We start from the raw sequence: 18,973 nt of genomic DNA, 5'->3' as shown, positions 1-18,973 counted from the left end.
GTGCCGACCGCCTGCACCGCACCCTGGAGCAATTGCTGTTGCTGGCGCGGGTCGAGGGCAGCCTGTCGTTTGACGACGGGGTCAATTGTTCGGCCGCACAGGTGGCGCATTTCGCGGTGCACGATGCGGCGGCTGGCGATGGTGAGCGTATCTGCCTGCAGCTGCCGCCCGACCTGCCGGACACGGCGCTTGAAGTGCCTTCGGTACTGGCCATCGCTGCGCTGCGCAACTTGCTGGACAACGCCTTGCGTCATACCCCGGCGGGCACCCGGGTGGAGTTGACCGTGGCCGTTGAAGGTTCACAGGTTAAATACCAGGTCCGTGACCACGGCCCCGGTATCCCTGCCGAAACCCTGCAACACATGACCCAGCGCTTCTGGCGCAATGGCAACAGCAACGGCTGCGGCCTGGGCCTGGCGATTGTTCAGGCGATTGTCGAGCGTTGCCGCTGTGAACTGAGATTCGACAGCCAGCCCGATGGTTTGCGGGTTGAATTGCGCATGCCGTTGAAAAGGAGCGCTTGAGGCGCATCCTCTGTGGGAGCGGGCTTGCTCGCGATACAGGCAACGGGGCCTTGCAGGTCGTTTGAGGTGATGCCATCGCGAGTAAGCCCGCTCCCACAATAAAAGCGACTTTCGGCCGCCCACGGTACGAATACGCTCCAATGTACTGATTTCGTTACAACTTCAGTCGGACCATGGTTTACAGTACCCGCGCTCCACTGAACCACCCGCAAACGCTTATTTGTGGAGTGATTCCATTACACACAAACAGACTCCACGGCGCATAAACGGCCCGCTTGACCTCTTGTACGGTGCTGGCACAGAACGTGCTCATGTCCCTTTGTCCGCTCTGGGTAAACATGATGTTTATCTGGTCCAGGGACCCCGTACAAGAACAATAAAGAGGATGATTCATGCAAAATCACCGACCTGATACCCAGGAACCGGAGCTGCAACGCAGCCTGTCCAATCGCCATATCCAGCTGATCGCCATTGGCGGTGCCATCGGTACCGGTCTGTTCATGGGCTCGGGCAAGACCATCAGCCTCGCCGGTCCCTCGATCATCTTCGTCTACATGATCATCGGCTTTATGTTGTTTTTCGTGATGCGTGCCATGGGCGAGCTGTTGCTGTCCAACCTCAAGTACAAATCCTTTATCGACTTCTCCGCAGACCTGCTGGGCCCCATGGCCGGATACTTCACCGGCTGGACCTACTGGTTCTGCTGGATTGTGACCGGCATTGCCGATGTGATCGCGATCTCCGGCTATACCCATTTCTGGTTCCCCGATATCCCGTTATGGCTGCCTGCCATCGGCTGCGTCGCGTTGCTGCTGTCACTGAACCTGATCACGGTGAAGATGTTCGGCGAACTGGAGTTCTGGTTTGCCATGATCAAGATCGTGGCCATTTGCGCACTGGTCTGCACCGGGCTGTATATGGTGACCACGGCGTTTCAGTCACCCACCGGCAATTCGGCATCGCTGGCCAACCTGTGGAATGACGGCGGCATGTTCCCCCATGGGCTGATGGGCTTTTTCGCCGGTTTCCAGATTGCCGTGTTTGCCTTTGTCGGCATCGAGCTGGTGGGCACCACTGCGGCGGAGACCAAAAACCCGGAGCGCAACCTGCCGCGGGCGATCAACTCGATTCCGCTGCGTATCATCATGTTCTACGTGTTTGCGCTGATTGCGATCCTGGCGGTCACCCCGTGGCGTGATGTGGTGGCTGACAAAAGCCCGTTCGTTGAACTGTTCATGCTCGCCGGTTTGCCCGCAGCCGCAGGCATCATCAATTTTGTGGTGTTGACCTCGGCAGCGTCTTCGGCCAACAGCGGTGTGTTCTCCACCAGCCGCATGCTGTTCGGTCTGGCAATGGATGGCGACGCGCCGAGCAAGTTCAAGAACCTGTCGAGCCGTGCGGTACCGTCCAATGGCCTGATCTTCTCCTGCATCTGTCTGTTGGCGGGCGCGCTGGTGATTTATGTGGTGCCCAACCTGATGGAGGCCTTCACCCTGATCACCACGGTATCGGCCACCTTGTTCATGTTTGTGTGGACCATGATCCTGCTGTCCTACCTGGCCTATCGTAAAAAGCGCGATCACCTGCACCGTGCCTCGAAGTACAAAATGCCGGGTGGCAAGTTCATGGTCTGGGTGTGCCTGACCTTCTTCGTGTTTATCCTGACTTTGCTGGCGCTGGAAGATGACACTCGCCAGGCGCTGTACATGGTGCCGGTGTGGTTTGTGGTGCTGGGCCTGGGCTATCTCACGGTGCTGCGCAACAAGCAGGAGGCTGCGGACCTGGCTTGCCAGACCGACTGATGGCCGCTTCACGACATTGATTCTGCCCGGGGGGCGGCACAGGGCGTGCCGCCCCTCGTTGTTTGCTGTCAGGGAGTGCCAGGCCATGCGAATTCACGTTACCTTCAAAGACCGCGTCGGCATCACCCAGGAAATCCTGATGCTGCTGGGCGCGCGCAATCTCAACCTGGACGCGGTGGAGATGAGCCCGCCGAATGTCTATATCGATGCACCCACTCTGTCGCAAAAAGTGCTGGAGGAACTCCACCACGCCTTGCTGGGGGTAGCAGGGGTGCAGGCTGTGGACCTGGTGGACATCCTCCCGGGCCAGCGCCGCCGCCTGCAACTGGAGGCCTTGCTGGCCGCCATGAGCGATCCGGTGATGGCGGTGGATCCCGACGGCTGCGTGCTGCTGGCCAACCCCGGGCTGACGGATCTTTATGGCAGCGACCCCACCGGAGAGCCGTTGTCGAATCTGTTCGCGGCCCCTGACCTGGCCCGTACCCTGATCGATAAAGGCTTTCGCCTGCCCATGTGCGAAGTGAATTTCAAGGGTCGCGACCTGCTGCTCGATGCCACGCCCATCAGCGGCGGCAGGGATGTTCTGGTGGGCGGGCTGTTGACCCTGTATCCGCCGAGCCGTATCGGCGAGCGGCTGGCGTCCTTGTTGCGCGACCCGGCTGAAGGGCTGGAGGCATTGCTCGGCAAGTCACTTGTGCTGGAAGAACTCAAGACGCGGCTGCACAAAGTGGCGAGCCTGGATGCGCCGCTGCTGATCCAGGGCGAAACCGGCACCGGCAAGGAACTGGTGGCCCACGCCTGTCATGCCATGAGTGCCCGCCGTGACGCATCATTCCTGGCCTTGAACTGTGCAGCGCTGCCCGAGAGCCTGGCCGAAAGCGAGTTGTTCGGCTATGCCGCCGGGGCCTTTACCGGTGCCCAGCGTGGCGGCAAGCCGGGGCTGCTGGAATTGGCAGACCGTGGCACGGTGTTTCTCGATGAGGTGGGGGAGATGTCTCCGTACCTGCAAGCCAAGCTGCTGCGGTTTCTCAGCGACGGCTGCTTTCGACGTATCGGCGGCGAGCGCGAAGTGCGGGTCAATGTGCGGGTGCTCTGCGCGACCCACCGCGACCTGGAGCGCATGGTGAGGGAGGGGACTTTCCGTGAGGATCTGTATTACCGTCTTAACGTCCTCAATTTGCTGGTGCCACCGTTGCGCGACCGTGGCATGGACATTCTGCTGTTGGCCGAACACTTTCTGCGCCAGGCCTGCGAACAGATTCACCGCTCGCCCTGTCAACTGGCTGTGACGACCCATCCGCTGTTGCTGGGCAATCGCTGGGCGGGCAATGTGCGGCAACTGCAGAACGTCATCTTCCGCGCAGCAGCCACCAGCGAGGGCGATGTGATTGATTGTGGGGATCTGGAACTGGCGGGTACCGAGCTGACCGGCCAAAAGGCGGCCAGCGAAGAAGTGACCAGCCTGGAAGCGGCGGTGCAAGGCTTTGAAAAAACCTTGCTGGAGCGTTACTACGTGGCCTATCCATCGACCCGGCAGTTGGCCTCCAGGCTGCAGACGTCGCATACCGCCATTGGCCAGCGGTTGCGTAAATACGGCATAACCTCGCGTTCGTAACCCGCACCGCTGAACGGTAGATACTCTGTTGGAGATCGAGCCCTATTGTGGGAGCGAGCCTGCTCGCGAACGACCTTCGCGAGCAGGCTCGCTCCCACAGTTGCAGTTTTTCCTGTAGCCGCTGAGCTCCTCAGCGGCTGCATTCAGTGCGCGTAGCGTACGTTGGTTCGAGTGGTGTGATTCTGCTCCAGTGGAATGATTTCGCTCCGTGCCCATCCTGACCCCGCCCTTGCGGGATCAACCCGCCAGACCCCCTCCAGAGCTGGAGCAGTTTCACTCCACTGCTTTCGTCACAATGCGTTCTTATTTTTTAACTTATTGATTTTAAAGGTTTTTTAAAACTTGGCATTGCCTTTGCTCTTGTCCTGTCAGTTGCGCCTGTTCGTCCTGCACCAGGACACATTGATAACAAGAGAAAAGTCCATGAGCACTCTGCGTTTTACTCCTGAACACGAATGGCTGCGCCTGGAAGCATCGGGCCAGTTGACCGTTGGCATTACCGACTTTGCCCAGCAGGCACTGGGTGATGTGGTGTTTGTGCAGGTACCCGAGCTGGGGGCGTTCGAGGCAGGTCACGAAGTGGCCGTGCTGGAGTCGGTCAAGGCAGCCAGCACTATCACCATGCCGCTCACCGGAGAGGTGGTGGCCGTTAACCAGGCTCTGGCCGATGACCCGGCACTGGTCAATGCCTCACCCATGGGCGAAGGCTGGTTCTTTCGTATTTGCATCGAAGACATGTCGGCTTTCAACGATCTGCTCGACCAGCAGGCCTATGACGCCTTTGTTGCCGAAAACGGCTGATATCGCGGCGCAGGCATTGCTTGAATCTCTAATAAAAAGGAAATCCCTCATGTTCCATAAAAGCCTGACCCTGTCCGATTTCGACCCCGCCCTGTTCGACGCCATTACCCGCGAGGCGCAACGTCAGGAAGAGCATATCGAGCTGATCGCCTCGGAGAACTACACCAGCCCGCAAGTAATGCAGGCCCAGGGCACCGAGCTGACCAACAAATACGCCGAAGGCTACCCGGGCAAGCGTTATTACGGCGGCTGTGAGCACGTTGATGTGGTCGAACAACTGGCCATCGACCGCGCCAAACAATTATTCGGCGCAGGCTATGCCAACGTCCAGCCGCACTCCGGCTCACAAGCCAACGCGGCGGTGTACCTGGCGTTGCTGCAAGCAGGCGACACTCTTCTGGGCATGAGCCTGGCTCACGGCGGCCACCTGACTCATGGAGCCAAAGTCAGTTCATCGGGCAAACTGTACAACGCGGTGCAATACGGCACCGACGCCAATGGCCTGATCGACTATGACGAGGTCGAACGCCTGGCCCTGGAGCATCGGCCCAAAATGATCGTGGCCGGGTTCTCGGCCTACTCCAAGACCCTGGATTTCCCGCGTTTTCGTGCCATTGCCGACAAGGTCGGGGCGTATCTGTTTGTGGACATGGCCCATGTCGCCGGGCTGGTGGCCGTCGGTTTGTACCCCAACCCGCTGCCTTACGCTGATGTGGTCACCACCACCACCCACAAGACCCTGCGCGGGCCGCGGGGCGGGCTGATTCTGGCCAGGGCTGATGCCGATCTGGAGAAAAAACTCAACTCGGCAGTATTCCCCGGCGGGCAGGGCGGCCCTCTGATGCATGTAATCGCTGCCAAGGCGGTGTGCTTCAAGGAGGCGCTGCAACCAGGCTTCAGGGACTACCAGTTCCAGGTGATCAAGAATGCCCAGGCCATGGCTGAAGTGTTCAAGCAGCGCGGCTATGACGTGGTTTCCGGCGGCACCGACAACCACCTGTTTCTAGTCAGCCTGATCCGCCAGGGCATTACCGGCAAGGATGCCGACGCAGCACTGGGCCGTGCCCATATCACTGTCAACAAAAACGCTGTGCCCAACGATCCGCAGTCACCGTTCGTGACCTCGGGCCTGCGTATCGGCACCCCGGCGGTGACCACCCGTGGCTTGCAGATACCCGAGTGCCGTGCGCTGGCCACCTGGATCTGCGACATCCTCGACCATCCGGGCGATGCGGCGATCGAGGCCCGGGTTGCCCGTCAGGTCGGCGAGCTGTGCGCACTGTTTCCAGTGTATTCGGCCTGAATGCATACCCGTGTGGAGCCAAGTCATGAATGCACCATTGCCTGTTACCGGCCGCCCGCAGCCCTTGCAGACAGGGGTAAAACTGCGGGGAGCCGAGAAGGTGGCGCGTATCCCGGTGAAGATCCTGCCCACCGAAGAAATCCCGCGCAAGCCAGAGTGGATCCGCGTGCCCATTGCCACCTCGCCCGAGGTGGCACGGGTCAAGGCGCTGCTGCGTAAGCACAAGCTGCACAGTGTGTGCGAAGAAGCGGCCTGTCCAAACCTGGGCGAGTGTTTTTCGGGCGGTACAGCGACCTTTATGATCATGGGTGATATCTGCACCCGGCGCTGCCCGTTCTGCGACGTGGGGCACGGCCGGCCCAAACCTCTGGACAGGGACGAGCCGAAAAACCTGGCGATTGCCATTGCCGACCTGGGCCTCAAGTATGTGGTGATCACTTCGGTGGACCGTGATGACTTGCGCGACGGCGGCGCGCAGCACTTTGTCGATTGCCTGCGTGAAATCCGCAAGCTGTCGCCCGGTGTGCAACTGGAAACCCTGGTGCCCGACTATCGCGGGCGCATGGATGTGGCGCTGGCGATCACTGCGCAGGAGCCCCCCGATGTGTTCAACCACAACCTGGAAACCGTACCGCGACTGTATAAAGCCGCACGCCCGGGGTCGGATTTCGGGTGGTCACTGGATTTGCTGCAGAACTTCAAACACCGGGTGCCCCATGTACCGACGAAGTCGGGACTGATGCTGGGGCTGGGCGAGACGGACGAAGAGGTGATCGAAGTGATGCGGTGCATGCGCGAGCATGAGGTCGACATGCTGACCCTGGGCCAGTACCTGCAACCTTCGCGCAGCCACCTGGCGGTACAGAGGTTTGTGCACCCTGACACCTTCGCCTGGTTTGCCGAAGAAGGGTTGCGCATGGGCTTCAAAAACGTCGCCTCGGGGCCGTTGGTGCGCTCGTCCTATCATGCGGATAAACAGGTGCAGGGGGGCACATCGGCTTAGCCGGGTGCCACAAGCCCGCTCCCACAAGTACAGGGTTTACTTCTGAACAAGAGCCTTGATGATCGCTTCAAAGTTGCCCTGCAACTCAGTCACGGGATCGGTGCCATCGGCACCGATTACCACCAGCGTGCTGCCACCCTCGGCAATGGCTTTTTGTACCTCGGCTGAAGGCTGGCGATGGTCCAGCACCAACGCCACTTCATTGTTTTTCAGGGTTTGGGTCAACCCTTGCAGTGATTCCGGTGTCCAGGTTTCATCACCCTTGTGATTGACCTCGACCCGCTCCAGATTCAACCCGCCAATCAGGTAATCCAATCGGTCGGACAGGCTCACCACACTCAAGTTGTCCGCCTGGGCCAACTGCGCTTCGCTGTCGGCGCTGAGCTTGAGCAGGCGCTGCTTGAGGCTCGCCAGATTGGCTTCGATCTGCGGCTTGGCATCCGGTGCCAAGCGCACCAGATCGGCAGCGATCACATCCGCCATGCGCCCCATATTGTTGCTGGTCAGCCACGGTTGGCTATTGAGGCCATCGACATGAACACCTGGTTGCACGGCAATGCCCGGCAGGCTGCCGTCCACCGGCCGCGCCGCGTCCACTTCAACAATGCGGATATTGCTGCGCCGCGCCATCGGGTATAGCGGATCGTCGCTCCACACGGAGCGCAGGCCGATCACCGCATCGGCTTTTGTGGCCAGCGAGTGCAGGGCCGGGGCACCACGGCTGCTGAAATAGGCACTCTGGCGGCTGCCCGGCAGGTTGGCCGGTGCTGCCCGTTGCAGTTTCACGCCGCTGTCCTTGAGCAGCAGTTCGCTCAACCCAAAGGTAATCGGCAGGCTGGCCAGTACGGTGGTTTCGGCCAGCACCGGGGTGCTCAACAGGCCGGTGAGGGCCAGGGCGAGGGTCAGTTTGCGCAGAGTGAACATTTATCCAATATTCCCTTTCAGGCTGGGCACCACGCCACGGGCGATGGCGGCGAGGGCGAAGGCGATGCCGGCCATCAGAATGATCGCGGCACCGGACGGGATCGGCAGGTCAAACACGATGGGCAGCAGAATGCCGCACAGGGTGCTGACGGTGGCGATCAGCACCGAGATCCAGAAAAACCCCTTCAGCGACTGGCTGAGCAATCGTGCCGCCGCCGCAGGAATCACCAGCAGGGCGCCGACCAGAATCGCGCCGATAACTTTAACGGCGGCGACGGTGATCAGCGTCACCAGAATCACGAACAGGTAGTCCAGCGCCTTCACGGCCACCCCACGTACAGCGGCCAGTTGCTGGTTGAAGCTGGCCAGCATGATGCGGTTGTACAGCGGCAAGCTGAGGCCCAGCACCAGCGCGCCGACCACAGCCAGTACCAGCAGGTCGTTACCGTTGACCGTCAATACCGAACCGAACAGCACGTTTTCGAGGATGTGCACGTTGATCTTGCCGGCCAGAATCAGCAGCAGGCTCGCGCCCAGGGCCAGCGACACCGAGAGGAACACTCCGATCAGCGTATCCGGTGCCAGCCCGGTGCGGTTGCGCAGGTAGTTGAGCGAAATCCCGAACAGCAGGCAGTAGCCGAACAAGCTGCCATAGGGGCCGGTGTAGGGTTCGCCGAGCAGGATGCCGATGGCCACGCCGGTCAGTGCGGCATGGCCCACGGCCTCGGAAAAAAACGCAAAACGCTTGACCACTACCAGGGTGCCCAGGCCACCCAGCACGGGGCCGATCAGCAAGCCTGCGAGCAGGGCGTTGACCACAAAGCCATACGCCAGTACTTCTGGCAGATAACCGGCAGACGCCCAGCCCTGGACTAGCAAGCGGAAGGCTTCGTAACTCATGAAAGGGCGCTCCCGTGAGCCTTGGGATGGGTCGAAAACAGCGTGAGCAAACGTTCCGGGCTCAGGGTTTGTTCCGGAGCCCCGTCGAACAGCACCTGGCGGTTGAGCCCGGTGACACGCTCGGCCAGGCGCTTGACGGCGGCCAGGTCGTGTTCGATCCACACCACCGTGACCCCGGCCCGGCGCCAGTCCGTCAGCAGTCGCTCAAACACCTGGGCACCGGCTTCGTCCAGGGCCGACATGGGTTCATCCAGCACCAGCAATTGCGGTGCCGGGATCAGGCCCTGGGCCAGCAGCACCCGCTGGCGTTCACCGCCGGACAGCGCGCCCATGCGCCGCTTGCGTTTGTCTTGCATGCCCACCCGTTCCAGCGCTTCGCCGATGGCCGGGGCGACCTTGCGCGACAACCCCATAAAGGCCGGGCGACGCTGGCACATGGCGGCCATAAAATCATCGACGGTCATCGGCAGGCCACGGTCGAATTCCAGTGCCTGGGGCACATAACCGATCAGCCCCGGCTCACCGGGCCAGTTTAGGCACAGGCGACCCTGATGGGGCATTTGCCCCAATAGCGTCTTGATCAGCGAACTTTTACCGCCGCCGTTGGGCCCTACCAGGGCATGCACACTGCCAGGGCGGATGCTGAAGCTGACATGATCGAGAATGGGCGTGCGCCCCAGGGTCAGCGACACTTGGTCAAACTCCACCCCCGGCCCGCAGGCCGTGACGCAGAGGCGTTCGGCGGCGGTCATGCGCCGGCCTCCTGGATTGCCCGGACCACGGTATTGAGGTTGCCGGTCATTTCTTTTTCGTACTTGTCGGCGCTGTAGTCACCGTAGGAAATGTGCGACAGCGGGTACAGCCTGACCCCTGACTCGCGCTGAATGGTGTCGACGTAAGTGGACGGGAAATCCATCTCGGAGAAGATCACCTTCACATCCAGTTCGCGCAATTGGTCGATGGTTTTCTTCAGCTGGCTGGGGCTGGGCTCGATACCGTGGGCAGGTTCGACCACAGCGGTGACTTCCAGGCCGAATTCCCGTAGCAGGTAGTCATAGGCCGCGTGCACCGTGGCCACGCGCAGGTCGGCATTGGGTGCCTGGGTCAGCTTGGCCAGGGCATCTGCGCGCATCTGGCGCAGGCGTTTGCCGTAGGCGCGGGCATTGGCGGTGTAAGCCTTGGCGTTGGCCGGGTCGAGCTTGCCCAGTTCACGGGCAATGTTGTTGACCTGAGCGATCGAGGCGCTGATGGACAGAAAGGTATGCGGGTTGACCACCTTGCCTGCACCCCGTGCCGCGTTACCCGTGGCGGCCAGCAGCGGTACGTTCTGGTTGGCCTCGATCACCGGGATCTGCGGTTTTTCGCTGGCCTCGATCATGCGGTCGGCGAAGTCATCATGGCCCACACCATTGAGCACGATGACATCCAGGGTGCCGATGCGCTTGATGTCTTCAGCGCGGGGCTCGTAGGCGTGCGGGTTGAACCCGGCCGGAATCAGCGGCACCACTTCAGCCCTGTCACCGACGATGTTTTTCACATAGCTGTAGTAAGGGTGCAGGGTGATGCCGATACGCAGCGGCTTGGCCAGGGGCGCGGGCGCGGTGTCGGCGCTGACCAGGGGAGACAGGCAAAGGGCGAACAGGCTGGCCAGCAACAAGGTGCGGCGGCGCAATACAGATGAAATCGACATGGCGAGCAGTCTTCTCTCAGGGCAAGCGGTGGGTTCAGTGGCGGTGCTGACGGGTAACCCCGGCATCGAATTGCGCGATCACTTGTTGCCAGCCACTCTGGTTGAGGGCGGCATCGTCAAGGTCGGCAGGGACACTGGCGCCGGGATTGCGGTTAAGCCACACGTCCGGTTGATCGCCAATGCGCAGCAGAAACGTGCCTGCCACTTCAGGGCTGGGGCTCAGGCCCAGGTACGCCTGCTCGCCGAGCAACTGCCAGGCGTGGTTGCCACGGCTCACCGAACTGGCGTCTTGGGCAAAGGGCGCGAAGCCTTCTTCGGCCAGTTGCGCGGGTTGGGGCAGGGCGGCGGACTCTTCGCGCAGCAGCAGGATTTCGTCCAGGGTGACCCGCAGATCGGCATAGATCCCTTGTTCGGCGGCATTCAGGTCGCGGCGCGCATCCAGCTGATGGGCCGCCACCGACGTCACCTCGCTGGATTCATGACGCCAGGCCACCACCGAGCCGGCCACGGTCACAATCAGCAGGCACAACAGCAGCACATACAGGGTTTCATGCCCCGCCCCGGCCGGGCGTACGACTTGAGTACTCATGGGGCCTCGATATCGGCTTGGTCGATTTCAACGATATGGCCGGGGCCGGCGTCGAAGAGCACATAAAACTCGGCATCCGGACGTTTGAAGGTCAGGGTCGAATCGGCCCCCAGCTTGCCGGGTACCAGGATGGTTTCGTCGTAGCCGATCACGTCCAGGGTCACCCCCGGTGCGCCGCTGCCATCAGAAAACCCGCCGGTGCAGCGGATTTGTCCGTCTTCAATGGCCTTGCATTCGCACATCGGGTTGTGGGCCTGTGCCTGGCTGCAAACGCCGATCAAGGCGATCAGGGCCGTTGCCAGGGCAGGTGTTTTAAACAGGCGCGCATGCATTATTTCGCTCCTCGTTGGGCCAGCCAGGCGAGGGTTGCCGGTGAGGCCTGGCTCAGGGGAATGGCGGCCTGGTGCATGGAGCCGTCCCACCCTTCGAGGGTGATCCACAGCTCGGCATCGGCCTTGGTGCGTTCCGGGATGGGCAGGGTGGCGCCCATGCGATAAGGCGTGCCGAAGAAAATCACCCCGGCGGCGCGCAGGCTGCGCGGTTTGCCGATACGCAGGTAGGCGGCCTTGACCTGATCGATGCAGGTGTCACACAGGGCCGCGTTAAAACTTTTCATATAACCTGCCGGGCCATCGGGGCGCGGGGCCTCGTTGCGCAACTCGGCCAGTTGCAGGCTCCAGGGGCCGACCTGCACGGTGCCGATGTCGCGCTCGCCCAGGCCGCTGTCGCCGCGAAACAGGGAAGCGTCGGCAAAGTACTTGGGCATAAAGCCCAGCGGGACCAGTAACAGCAGGACATTGATGTGAAAGCGCCATTTGTGCCACAGCCGGCTCAGGGTGGACGCAGGCTGTGCAGCCGCTGCCTTGCTCATACATTGGCCTCTTCGTGCTGTGGTTTATGCGCCGAGACGGCGGCTGCCCGCCGGGGTTTTTCGCTGCGCTTGAGGGCATTGGCGGTGGCCAGGGCCGTCCGTTTGGTCCAGATCAACAGGCCGCTCAACACCATCATGCTGAGAATCAGGCCGAAGAAGAACCAGATCAGCTTGACCCACAACCCGCCAAAATCGCCGGTGTGCAGCGGGCGCATGGACTCGGTCACCAGCTCCAGCCCGGAGCGGTCGGCAATCATCCGTGAGCCTTCGATTGCGCCGTTGTACGGGTTGATGTCGGCAGTCTGGAACAGCAGCGGGTACCAGCCCGGGCCGCCCACCTCGATATGCCCGTAGGCATTGCTCGGCAGGCTGACAAAGCTGGCTTCCAGCCCCGGGATGTTGTCGGCGGCAATCTTGACCGCCTGATCGAGGCTGATCTGCGGTGCTGGCTTGCCGTCCGGCATAATCGGCACATCCTGGCGGGCCACAACCGGCGGGTTGCCTGCGGTCGAGATGGAGATCTGGTTATCGAACATGAAAGCCTGGATCAGGAACCACAGGCCGGTGATGGAAATCACCGCAATAAACCAGATCGACCAGATGCCGCACAGGCGATGAAAATCCCCCCAAAAAATCCGCGCCCCGTGTTTGAAGCGCAGGTTGGGCTTGAAAAAGCCTTTCCAGAACTTCTTGTAGACCACCAGCCCGGTGATCAGCGATGCCAGCAGCGGCAGGCCGAGGAATGACACCAGGTACCAGCCCCAGCTATAGCCGTTGGTAAAGGGCACCAGCCACCAGCCGTGGAGGGCGCGGGTAAAGGCCTTGAAGTCAAAGCTGGGGCTTTCGCCCTGGATCACCCCGGTATAGGGACTGATATACAACGATGGCGAGCGGCCGTCCGGGTACACCACGCTGGCCACCAGGGCAAAGTGCGACTCGTCCGGGCGGCTGATCGACTGTACGGCCAGCGTCGGTTCGGCCTTGTGAATGGCGCTCAGTACCTGCTCGTAAGTCAGCAGGGGTGCATCATCGGCCGGTTGTGTGGCACGGGCCTCGGGGGTGGCCAGCCAGACGATCTCCTGGCTGACCACAGCCAGCGTGCCGGTCACGCAGACAATCAGCACAAAGAACCAGATGGGCAGGGTCATCCAGCTGTGAACCAGGAACCAGAGTTTTGAACGGGATTTTTTGGACATGGGAAACGGCAAACTCGCGGCGGGGCGGGTGTGTAATCGCCATTGAGAAGCGACTGCTTATCCATGTAGGACGGATGAGAAGAGCAAAACCCGAAGCTAGATATGTAAAAAATTGTTTCTTGTTCTCATTCGCCTGTAGCAGCTGACGAGCGGAGCGAGGCTGCGTTCGGCAGCTGCTACAAGGGCCAGTATCACCCTAGCGACCGACCCTGCTTCCAATACCCCATCAAGGTCAGGCCCGAACGGTCCATGCCGCACTCATGGACGAAAAACCGCCTGATCGCCATCACCGCCATCGATTCCCCGGCTACCCAGGCATAAAACTCATTGTGTTTGGCGCTGGCCCGATCCCACAGGCGCTGGTTATCCAGATCCAGCTCTTGCAGTTCAGCGCACGCCCGGGCCTGCATGCGTCTGGGCGGCAGGCTGGCCAGTTCGCGGGCGGCCAGGAGCATGCCATCGCCATGCTGTTTGCCCAGGCTGGCACGCGGCAACCAGTGCACCTTGGTGTTCGGGCCACAGAGCAAGGGCTGGCAGTCGGCTTCTTGAGGAACTTCAATAAAGGCCTGGACCTGGGGGGTGTCGGGGTGCAGGGCAAGTTCTTCAAGGATGCCGGCAATGGCTGGCAGCGCAGTTTCGTCGCCGATCAGCAACAGTTTGCGCATGCCTTGCGGTGGCTGCCATTCATAGCCACCGGGGTCGTCGGTGCAGGCTGCATTGGGCGCTGCGATCTGCAGGCGATCCCCCGCCCTGGCCTGGCTAGCCCAGCGTGTGGCGGGGCCGGTGACGCCGTGGAGGACGAAGTCGATATCCAGTTCGCCGGCCTCTGTGCGCAGGTTGCGAAGGGTGTAGGAGCGCATGGGTGGCACTGACTCGGGGCTCATATCCCGCAGGGGCGCTCGCCAGTCGCTCTGTTTGGGCAGGTTGGCGGTGGCGCCGTTGGCGTTGGGGAACAGTAGCTTGACCCGTTGGTCGGGTGCCAGGGTGCGCATCAGCGCCACATCGCTACCGCTGAACACAAAGCGCGTCAGTGACGGGCTCAAGGTGATGCGGTGCTTGAGCTGGATATCGAACAGACGATATCCCGCAGGCTTGCTCAGACGATTGCGCAGGTTTTGCACCAGGGTGGCAGCGGTGGACATAACAGCACCTCAATAGCAGGAGTCGTCTTGTATAACGAGCCATTGCGCGCCGAATTTAAGGGGCTGGGGGTTAGGCGCCGAACCCGATCTGTGCAATCAGCCACAGGTTGGCGCAACTGATGACTGCAAACAGAAACCACGCCAGCAGCCGCGTCGGCAGTCGGTTGGCGAACGGGCCCATAAGTCGTTTGTCGCTGGTCATGCGGATCAGCGGGTACAGGGCAAAGGGCAGTTGCAGGCTGAGTACCACCTGGCTGAGGATCAGCAGCTTGCCCACCGCATCGTCGCCCATCAGCCACACGCCCAGGAATGCAGGCACCAGCGCCAGCCCGCGGGTGATCAGGCGCCGTTGCCAGCAGGGAATCTTCAGGTTCAGATAGCCCTCCATGATCACTTGCCCGGCAATGGTGCCGGTGAATGTCGAGCTTTGCCCCGAGGCCAGCAATGCCACGCCGAACAGGATGCTGGCCATGGCTCCGCCCACCAGCGGGTCGAGCATGCGGTAGGCGTCCTGGATCTCGACCACGTCGGTATTGCCGGTCTGGTGGAAAGCGGCCGCAGCGAGGATCAGGATGGCGGCATTGACCAGCAGCGCCAGGGCCAGGGAGCCGATGGTGTCGATGCGTGAAAGGCGTACGGCATCCAGTTTGCTGGCGTAGTCGCTGCCGGTCAGGCGTGTCTGGACGATGGAGCTGTGCAGGTACAGGTTGTGCGGCATCACGGTGGCGCCAATGATGCCGATGGCGATGTACAGCGGTGCTGCGTCGCTAATGGCCGACAGTGACGGTTTGAAGCCCTCGAACACGTCGGGCCAGTAAGGTTTGATCAGTACCAGTTCGACAAAAAAACAACCGACGATAGTCATCACCAGCGCCAGCATGATCGCTTCAAGTCGGCGAAATCCCCTCCCTTGCAAGGCCAGCACCAGCAAGGTGTCGAAGGCAGTGAGGGCGATGCCGGTGGTCAGCGAGCAGCCCAGCAGCAGATGGAACGCCAGCGCGCAGCCGAGTACTTCGGCCAGGTCGGTGGCGATGATCGAGATTTCCGCCAGCAGCCATTGCACCCGCGCCGAGCGCTTGCTGTAGCGCTCACGGCACAGCTGCGCCAGATCGCGGCCGGTGGCGATGCCAAGGCGCGAACACAGGCATTGCACGGCCATGCCCGCGAGGCTGGCGAGCAGTACCACAAACAGCAGGTGGTAGCCGTAACGTGAGCCGGCTTCGATGGCGGTGGCCCAGTTGCCGGGGTCCATATAGCCGATGCTGATCAGCAGGCCGGGCCCGGCAAAGCGCAGCACGCGCCTGAAAAACGGCGCGCTGGCGTCGACGGGCACGCTGCCACTGACTTCGGAGGGGCAGAAGGGCGCAGTGGCGGTTGTTGGCAGGCGGAATTTCAAGCGCAGGCTCCGGGTCAGGCAGGGTGGGGCAATGGCACCGGGGTGAGAACGGGTTTGCCGGCAAAAAACGCCCGCAGGTTATCGACCACCAATTGCACCGTGGCTTCGACCGCATCGGGTGACTGGCCCGCTACATGCGGGGTCATGACCACATTGCCGAGGGTTTTCAGCGGGTCGGGTACCAGGGGTTCGTCTTCAAACACATCCAGCCCGGCCCCGGCGATTTTGCCGGCGGTCAGGGCGCTGATCAGCGCCTGGGTATCGACCACACTGCCGCGGGCAATATTGATCAGGTAGCCCTCGCTGCCCAGGGCGTCCAGCACACGGGCGTTGACCAGGTGATGGGTGGCGCTGCCACCGGGGGTGGCGATCATCAGGAAATCCACCGCAGCGGCCAGCTCAAGCACGCTGGCACAGTAGGTGTAGGGCGAGTCGGGGTGCGGCTGGCGGCTGTGGTAGCGGATGCTCATGTCAAAGCCGTGGGCCGCACGATTGGCGATGGCAGCGCCGATGGCGCCGAGGCCGATAATGCCCATGCGTTTGCCCGACAGTGACGGCTGGCGCACCTTGACCCATTCATTGCGGCGGATGCTGGCGTCGGCCTGGGGGATGCCGCGCACCACGGACAACAGCAGCGCCATGGCGTGGTCGGCAACCGATGAAGCATTGGCCCCGGCGCCAAAAGTCACGGTAATGCCCAGGTTGCTGGCGGCCTGCAAATCGACCTGTTCGAAGCCGGCGCCGATCACGCAGATGATTCGGAGCAGGGGCAGGGCGGCCATTTCATCGGCCTGCAAGCCCAGCGGGCCGCGAGTCAGCACGGCGTCGATGGGGCGCCGTGTCGGGCTATGGCTTCGGCGCGGCTGGCGGGGGTGGGCGCAAGGATCAACTCGTAGCCCTGATTCTCCAGCATATGCAGGTAATCGTTAACGCTCTCTACCAGCACCAGCACAACGTGGGGCATAGGTCTCTCCAGCCAGGGGATGTCGGGAATGAGCCGAGATTAACACCGGTATAGGCTGTTTTTCCCCGTATCAATTCGATACAAACGCTCTATTACAGCTTTTTTCAACCGTGTGGCGGCCGGGCTGAGTCCTGTACTGGAGCCGGGCCGGGTCGGCCTGTTACCATTCGCCCTTTGTTTTATCTTCACTTCGAGACCGCCCATGACCACCGTTCGCACGCGCATTGCGCCATCGCCTACCGGCGACCCCCACGTCGGCACCGCTTACATTGCTTTGTTCAACTACTGCTTTGCCAAGCAGCATGGCGGCGAATTTATCCTGCGGATCGAAGATACCGACCAACTGCGCTCGACCCGCGAGTCCGAGCAGCAGATCTACGATGCCCTGCGCTGGCTGGGTATCACCTGGAGTGAAGGCCCGGACGTCGGCGGCCCGCACGGCCCGTACCGTCAGAGCGAACGTAGCGACATTTACAAGAAATACACCCAGCAACTGGTGGATATGGGCCATGCGTTCCCGTGCTTCTGCACGAGTGAAGAGCTGGACCAGATGCGCGCCGAGCAAATGGCCAAGGGCGAGACCCCGCGCTACGACGGTCGTGCGCTGCTGTTGTCCAAGGAAGAAGTGGCTGAACGCCTGGCCGCTGGCGAACCTCACGTAATCCGCATGAAAGTGCCGACCGAGGGCGTCTGCGTGGTGCCGGACCTGCTGCGCGGTGACGTTGAAATCCCGTGGGACCGCATGGACATGCAAGTCCTGATGAAAACCGATGGCCTGCCGACCTACTTCCTGGCCAACGTGGTCGACGATCACCTGATGGGCATCACCCACGTACTGCGTGGCGAAGAGTGGCTGCCATCGGCACCCAAACTGATCCTGCTGTATGAATACTTCGGCTGGGAACAACCGCAGCTGTGCTACATGCCGCTGCTGCGCAACCCGGACAAGAGCAAGCTGTCCAAGCGCAAGAACCCGACTTCGGTGACGTTCTACGAGCGCATGGGCTTTATGCCTGAAGCGATGCTCAACTACCTGGGTCGCATGGGCTGGTCGATGCCGGACGAGCGCGAGAAGTTCTCGTTGCAGGAAATGGTCGACAACTTCGACTTGAGCCGTGTATCGCTGGGCGGGCCGATTTTCGACGTTGAAAAGCTGTCCTGGCTCAATGGCCAATGGCTGCGTGATTTGCCGCTGGACGAGTTCGCCAGCCGCGTACAGCAATGGGCGCTGAACCCCGAGTACATGATGAAAATCGCGCCGCTGGTACAGGGCCGTGTCGAGACGTTCAGCCAGATTGCACCGCTGGCCGGGTTCTTCTTCTCCGGCGGCCTGCAACTGGATGCCAAGCTGTTTGAGCACAAGAAGCTGTCCAACGAGCAAGTGCGTCAATTGATGCAGTTGATCCTGTGGAAGCTGGAAAGCCTGCGTCAGTGGGAAAAGGACGCCATCACCGGCAGCATCCAGGCCGTGGTTGAAAGCCTGGAGTTGAAGCTGCGTGATGCCATGCCGCTGATGTTTGCCTCGATCACGGGGCAGGCCAGCTCTGTGTCGGTGCTGGACGCCATGGAAATCCTGGGGCCGGACCTGACCCGTTTCCGTCTGCGTCAGGCGCTGGACCTGCTGGGTGGCGTGTCCAAGAAAGAAAACAAAGAGTGGGAAAAGCTGTTTAACGCGATTGGTTAACAGGGCGTAAAAAACCGTAGCAGCTGCCGAAGGAACGAGGCTGGGTTCGATTGCGAAGCAATCGTAAAATCTAAATGCACGGTTTTTCAGTCAAATCGAGCATTCTGCATTTACGACGGCTATGCCGCCGGACGCAGCCTTCGGCAGCTGCTACAAGGTTTTGGTTGGGGTTTGGCCCCGTATTTACGGGGCGGGGAGGGTAAGTGGTTGTTCTCACGGCAAATTTTTTTAAAAAAGTTTAAAAATAAGTTTGACAGCTTACCCATCCAGTCTTAATATGCGCCCCGTCAACACAGCAACACGAAACAAGCAGAACGCAACACAGCAACACCCAAGACTGAAAGTTTGGGGCTATAGCTCAGCTGGGAGAGCGCTTGCATGGCATGCAAGAGGTCAACGGTTCGATCCCGTTTAGCTCCACCAAATTTACTGTTCAATGCCTGGCCACACCGGCATTGAATCGACCAGCACTCAGTGCTGGTCAAGTTAGAAGGTTTGTGTCCCCTTCGTCTAGTGGCCTAGGACACCGCCCTTTCACGGCGGTAACAGGGGTTCGAGTCCCCTAGGGG

Annotated in this window: 17 protein-coding genes, 1 tRNA gene and 1 pseudogene; 8 read left to right on the top strand and 11 right to left on the bottom strand. The window is 61.1% G+C overall.

The genetic code is table 11. The features are described 5' to 3' along the window. The 6 genes from GHO03_RS19365 to lipA form a co-directional block, all read left to right on the top strand. Positions 1-524: cell wall metabolism sensor histidine kinase WalK (locus GHO03_RS19365; protein WP_178110339.1), on the top strand; the 524-nt coding region annotated here is incomplete at its 5' end. 392 nt (positions 525-916) lie between these two features. Beyond that, entirely contained in the window at positions 917-2,326 is a 1,410-nt protein-coding gene (gene cycA / locus GHO03_RS19360) for a D-serine/D-alanine/glycine transporter (RefSeq protein ID WP_153380548.1), read from the top strand. 85 nt (positions 2,327-2,411) lie between these two features. Then, the gene (locus GHO03_RS19355) at positions 2,412-3,941 is read left to right on the top strand and encodes a sigma-54-dependent transcriptional regulator (RefSeq protein ID WP_153400374.1); all 1,530 of its coding nucleotides are present in this window, start codon (positions 2,412-2,414) and stop codon (positions 3,939-3,941) included. 423 nt (positions 3,942-4,364) lie between these two features. After that, on the top strand, positions 4,365-4,742 hold the full coding sequence (gene gcvH, locus GHO03_RS19350) for a glycine cleavage system protein GcvH (RefSeq protein WP_133144960.1): 378 nt from the start codon (positions 4,365-4,367) through the stop codon (positions 4,740-4,742). 49 nt (positions 4,743-4,791) lie between these two features. Continuing rightward, the gene (gene glyA, locus GHO03_RS19345; RefSeq protein ID WP_153326524.1) at positions 4,792-6,045 is read left to right on the top strand and encodes a serine hydroxymethyltransferase; all 1,254 of its coding nucleotides are present in this window, start codon (positions 4,792-4,794) and stop codon (positions 6,043-6,045) included. A gap of 25 nt (positions 6,046-6,070) precedes the next feature. Further along, complete coding sequence (lipA, locus tag GHO03_RS19340; protein ID WP_150627984.1) at positions 6,071-7,048, top strand: lipoyl synthase; 978 nt, start codon at positions 6,071-6,073, stop codon at positions 7,046-7,048. 36 nt (positions 7,049-7,084) lie between these two features. On the opposite strand, the gene GHO03_RS19335 is transcribed toward lipA, so the two are convergent. The 11 genes and pseudogenes from GHO03_RS19335 to GHO03_RS19285 all read right to left on the bottom strand — a co-directional run bounded on the left by GHO03_RS19335 (position 7,085) and on the right by GHO03_RS19285 (position 16,720). Further along, complete coding sequence (locus GHO03_RS19335; RefSeq protein WP_153380546.1) at positions 7,085-7,972, bottom strand: metal ABC transporter solute-binding protein, Zn/Mn family; 888 nt, start codon at positions 7,970-7,972, stop codon at positions 7,085-7,087. Next, complete coding sequence (locus tag GHO03_RS19330; RefSeq protein WP_153400373.1) at positions 7,973-8,872, bottom strand: metal ABC transporter permease; 900 nt, start codon at positions 8,870-8,872, stop codon at positions 7,973-7,975. After that, a complete protein-coding gene (locus GHO03_RS19325) occupies positions 8,869-9,624 on the bottom strand; it encodes a metal ABC transporter ATP-binding protein (RefSeq protein ID WP_095018971.1) in 756 nt (251 codons plus the stop codon). Before GHO03_RS19325 ends, GHO03_RS19330 begins: the two co-directional genes overlap by 4 nt. After that, positions 9,621-10,562: a metal ABC transporter substrate-binding protein gene (locus GHO03_RS19320; RefSeq protein ID WP_095025035.1), complete on the bottom strand. Its 942-nt coding sequence runs from the start codon at positions 10,560-10,562 to the stop codon at positions 9,621-9,623. Before GHO03_RS19320 ends, GHO03_RS19325 begins: the two co-directional genes overlap by 4 nt. 34 nt (positions 10,563-10,596) lie before the next feature. Beyond that, entirely contained in the window at positions 10,597-11,151 is a 555-nt protein-coding gene (locus GHO03_RS19315; RefSeq protein WP_153400372.1) for a DUF6162 family protein, read from the bottom strand. Next, positions 11,148-11,483, bottom strand: coding sequence for a hypothetical protein (locus tag GHO03_RS19310; RefSeq protein WP_095002723.1), 336 nt, complete (start codon positions 11,481-11,483; stop codon positions 11,148-11,150). The genes GHO03_RS19315 and GHO03_RS19310 overlap by 4 nt, the downstream gene beginning before the upstream one ends. Then, complete coding sequence (locus GHO03_RS19305) at positions 11,483-12,022, bottom strand: thiamine pyrophosphate-binding protein (RefSeq protein WP_095002722.1); 540 nt, start codon at positions 12,020-12,022, stop codon at positions 11,483-11,485. Before GHO03_RS19305 ends, GHO03_RS19310 begins: the two co-directional genes overlap by 1 nt. Then, entirely contained in the window at positions 12,019-13,218 is a 1,200-nt protein-coding gene (locus GHO03_RS19300) for a PepSY domain-containing protein (RefSeq protein ID WP_095024078.1), read from the bottom strand. Before GHO03_RS19300 ends, GHO03_RS19305 begins: the two co-directional genes overlap by 4 nt. A 191-nt stretch (positions 13,219-13,409) precedes the next feature. Further along, on the bottom strand, positions 13,410-14,360 hold the full coding sequence (locus GHO03_RS19295) for a siderophore-interacting protein (protein WP_153380542.1): 951 nt from the start codon (positions 14,358-14,360) through the stop codon (positions 13,410-13,412). 70 nt (positions 14,361-14,430) lie between these two features. After that, positions 14,431-15,756 carry an Nramp family divalent metal transporter gene (locus GHO03_RS19290; RefSeq protein WP_095002719.1) on the bottom strand — a complete coding sequence of 442 codons (1,326 nt, stop codon included), beginning with the start codon at positions 15,754-15,756 and terminating at the stop codon, positions 14,431-14,433. A 14-nt stretch (positions 15,757-15,770) separates the two neighbouring features. Then, positions 15,771-16,720 (bottom strand): annotated as a pseudogene (locus GHO03_RS19285) (2-hydroxyacid dehydrogenase). A gap of 202 nt (positions 16,721-16,922) precedes the next feature. Here GHO03_RS19285 and gltX point away from each other — a divergent pair. Further along, positions 16,923-18,404 carry a glutamate--tRNA ligase gene (gene gltX / locus GHO03_RS19280; RefSeq protein WP_095002717.1) on the top strand — a complete coding sequence of 494 codons (1,482 nt, stop codon included), beginning with the start codon at positions 16,923-16,925 and terminating at the stop codon, positions 18,402-18,404. Between the two features lie 347 nt (positions 18,405-18,751). After that, positions 18,752-18,827, top strand: a tRNA-Ala gene (locus GHO03_RS19275). Positions 18,828-18,973: the final 146 nt, after the last annotated feature.

Source organism: Pseudomonas sp. FSL R10-1339 (assembly GCF_009600545.1).
Classification (GTDB): Bacteria; Pseudomonadota; Gammaproteobacteria; order Pseudomonadales; family Pseudomonadaceae; genus Aquipseudomonas; species Aquipseudomonas bubulae.
The sequence above is the reverse complement of the archived record's forward strand: the minus strand, read 5'-3'. Positions and strand labels throughout refer to the sequence as shown.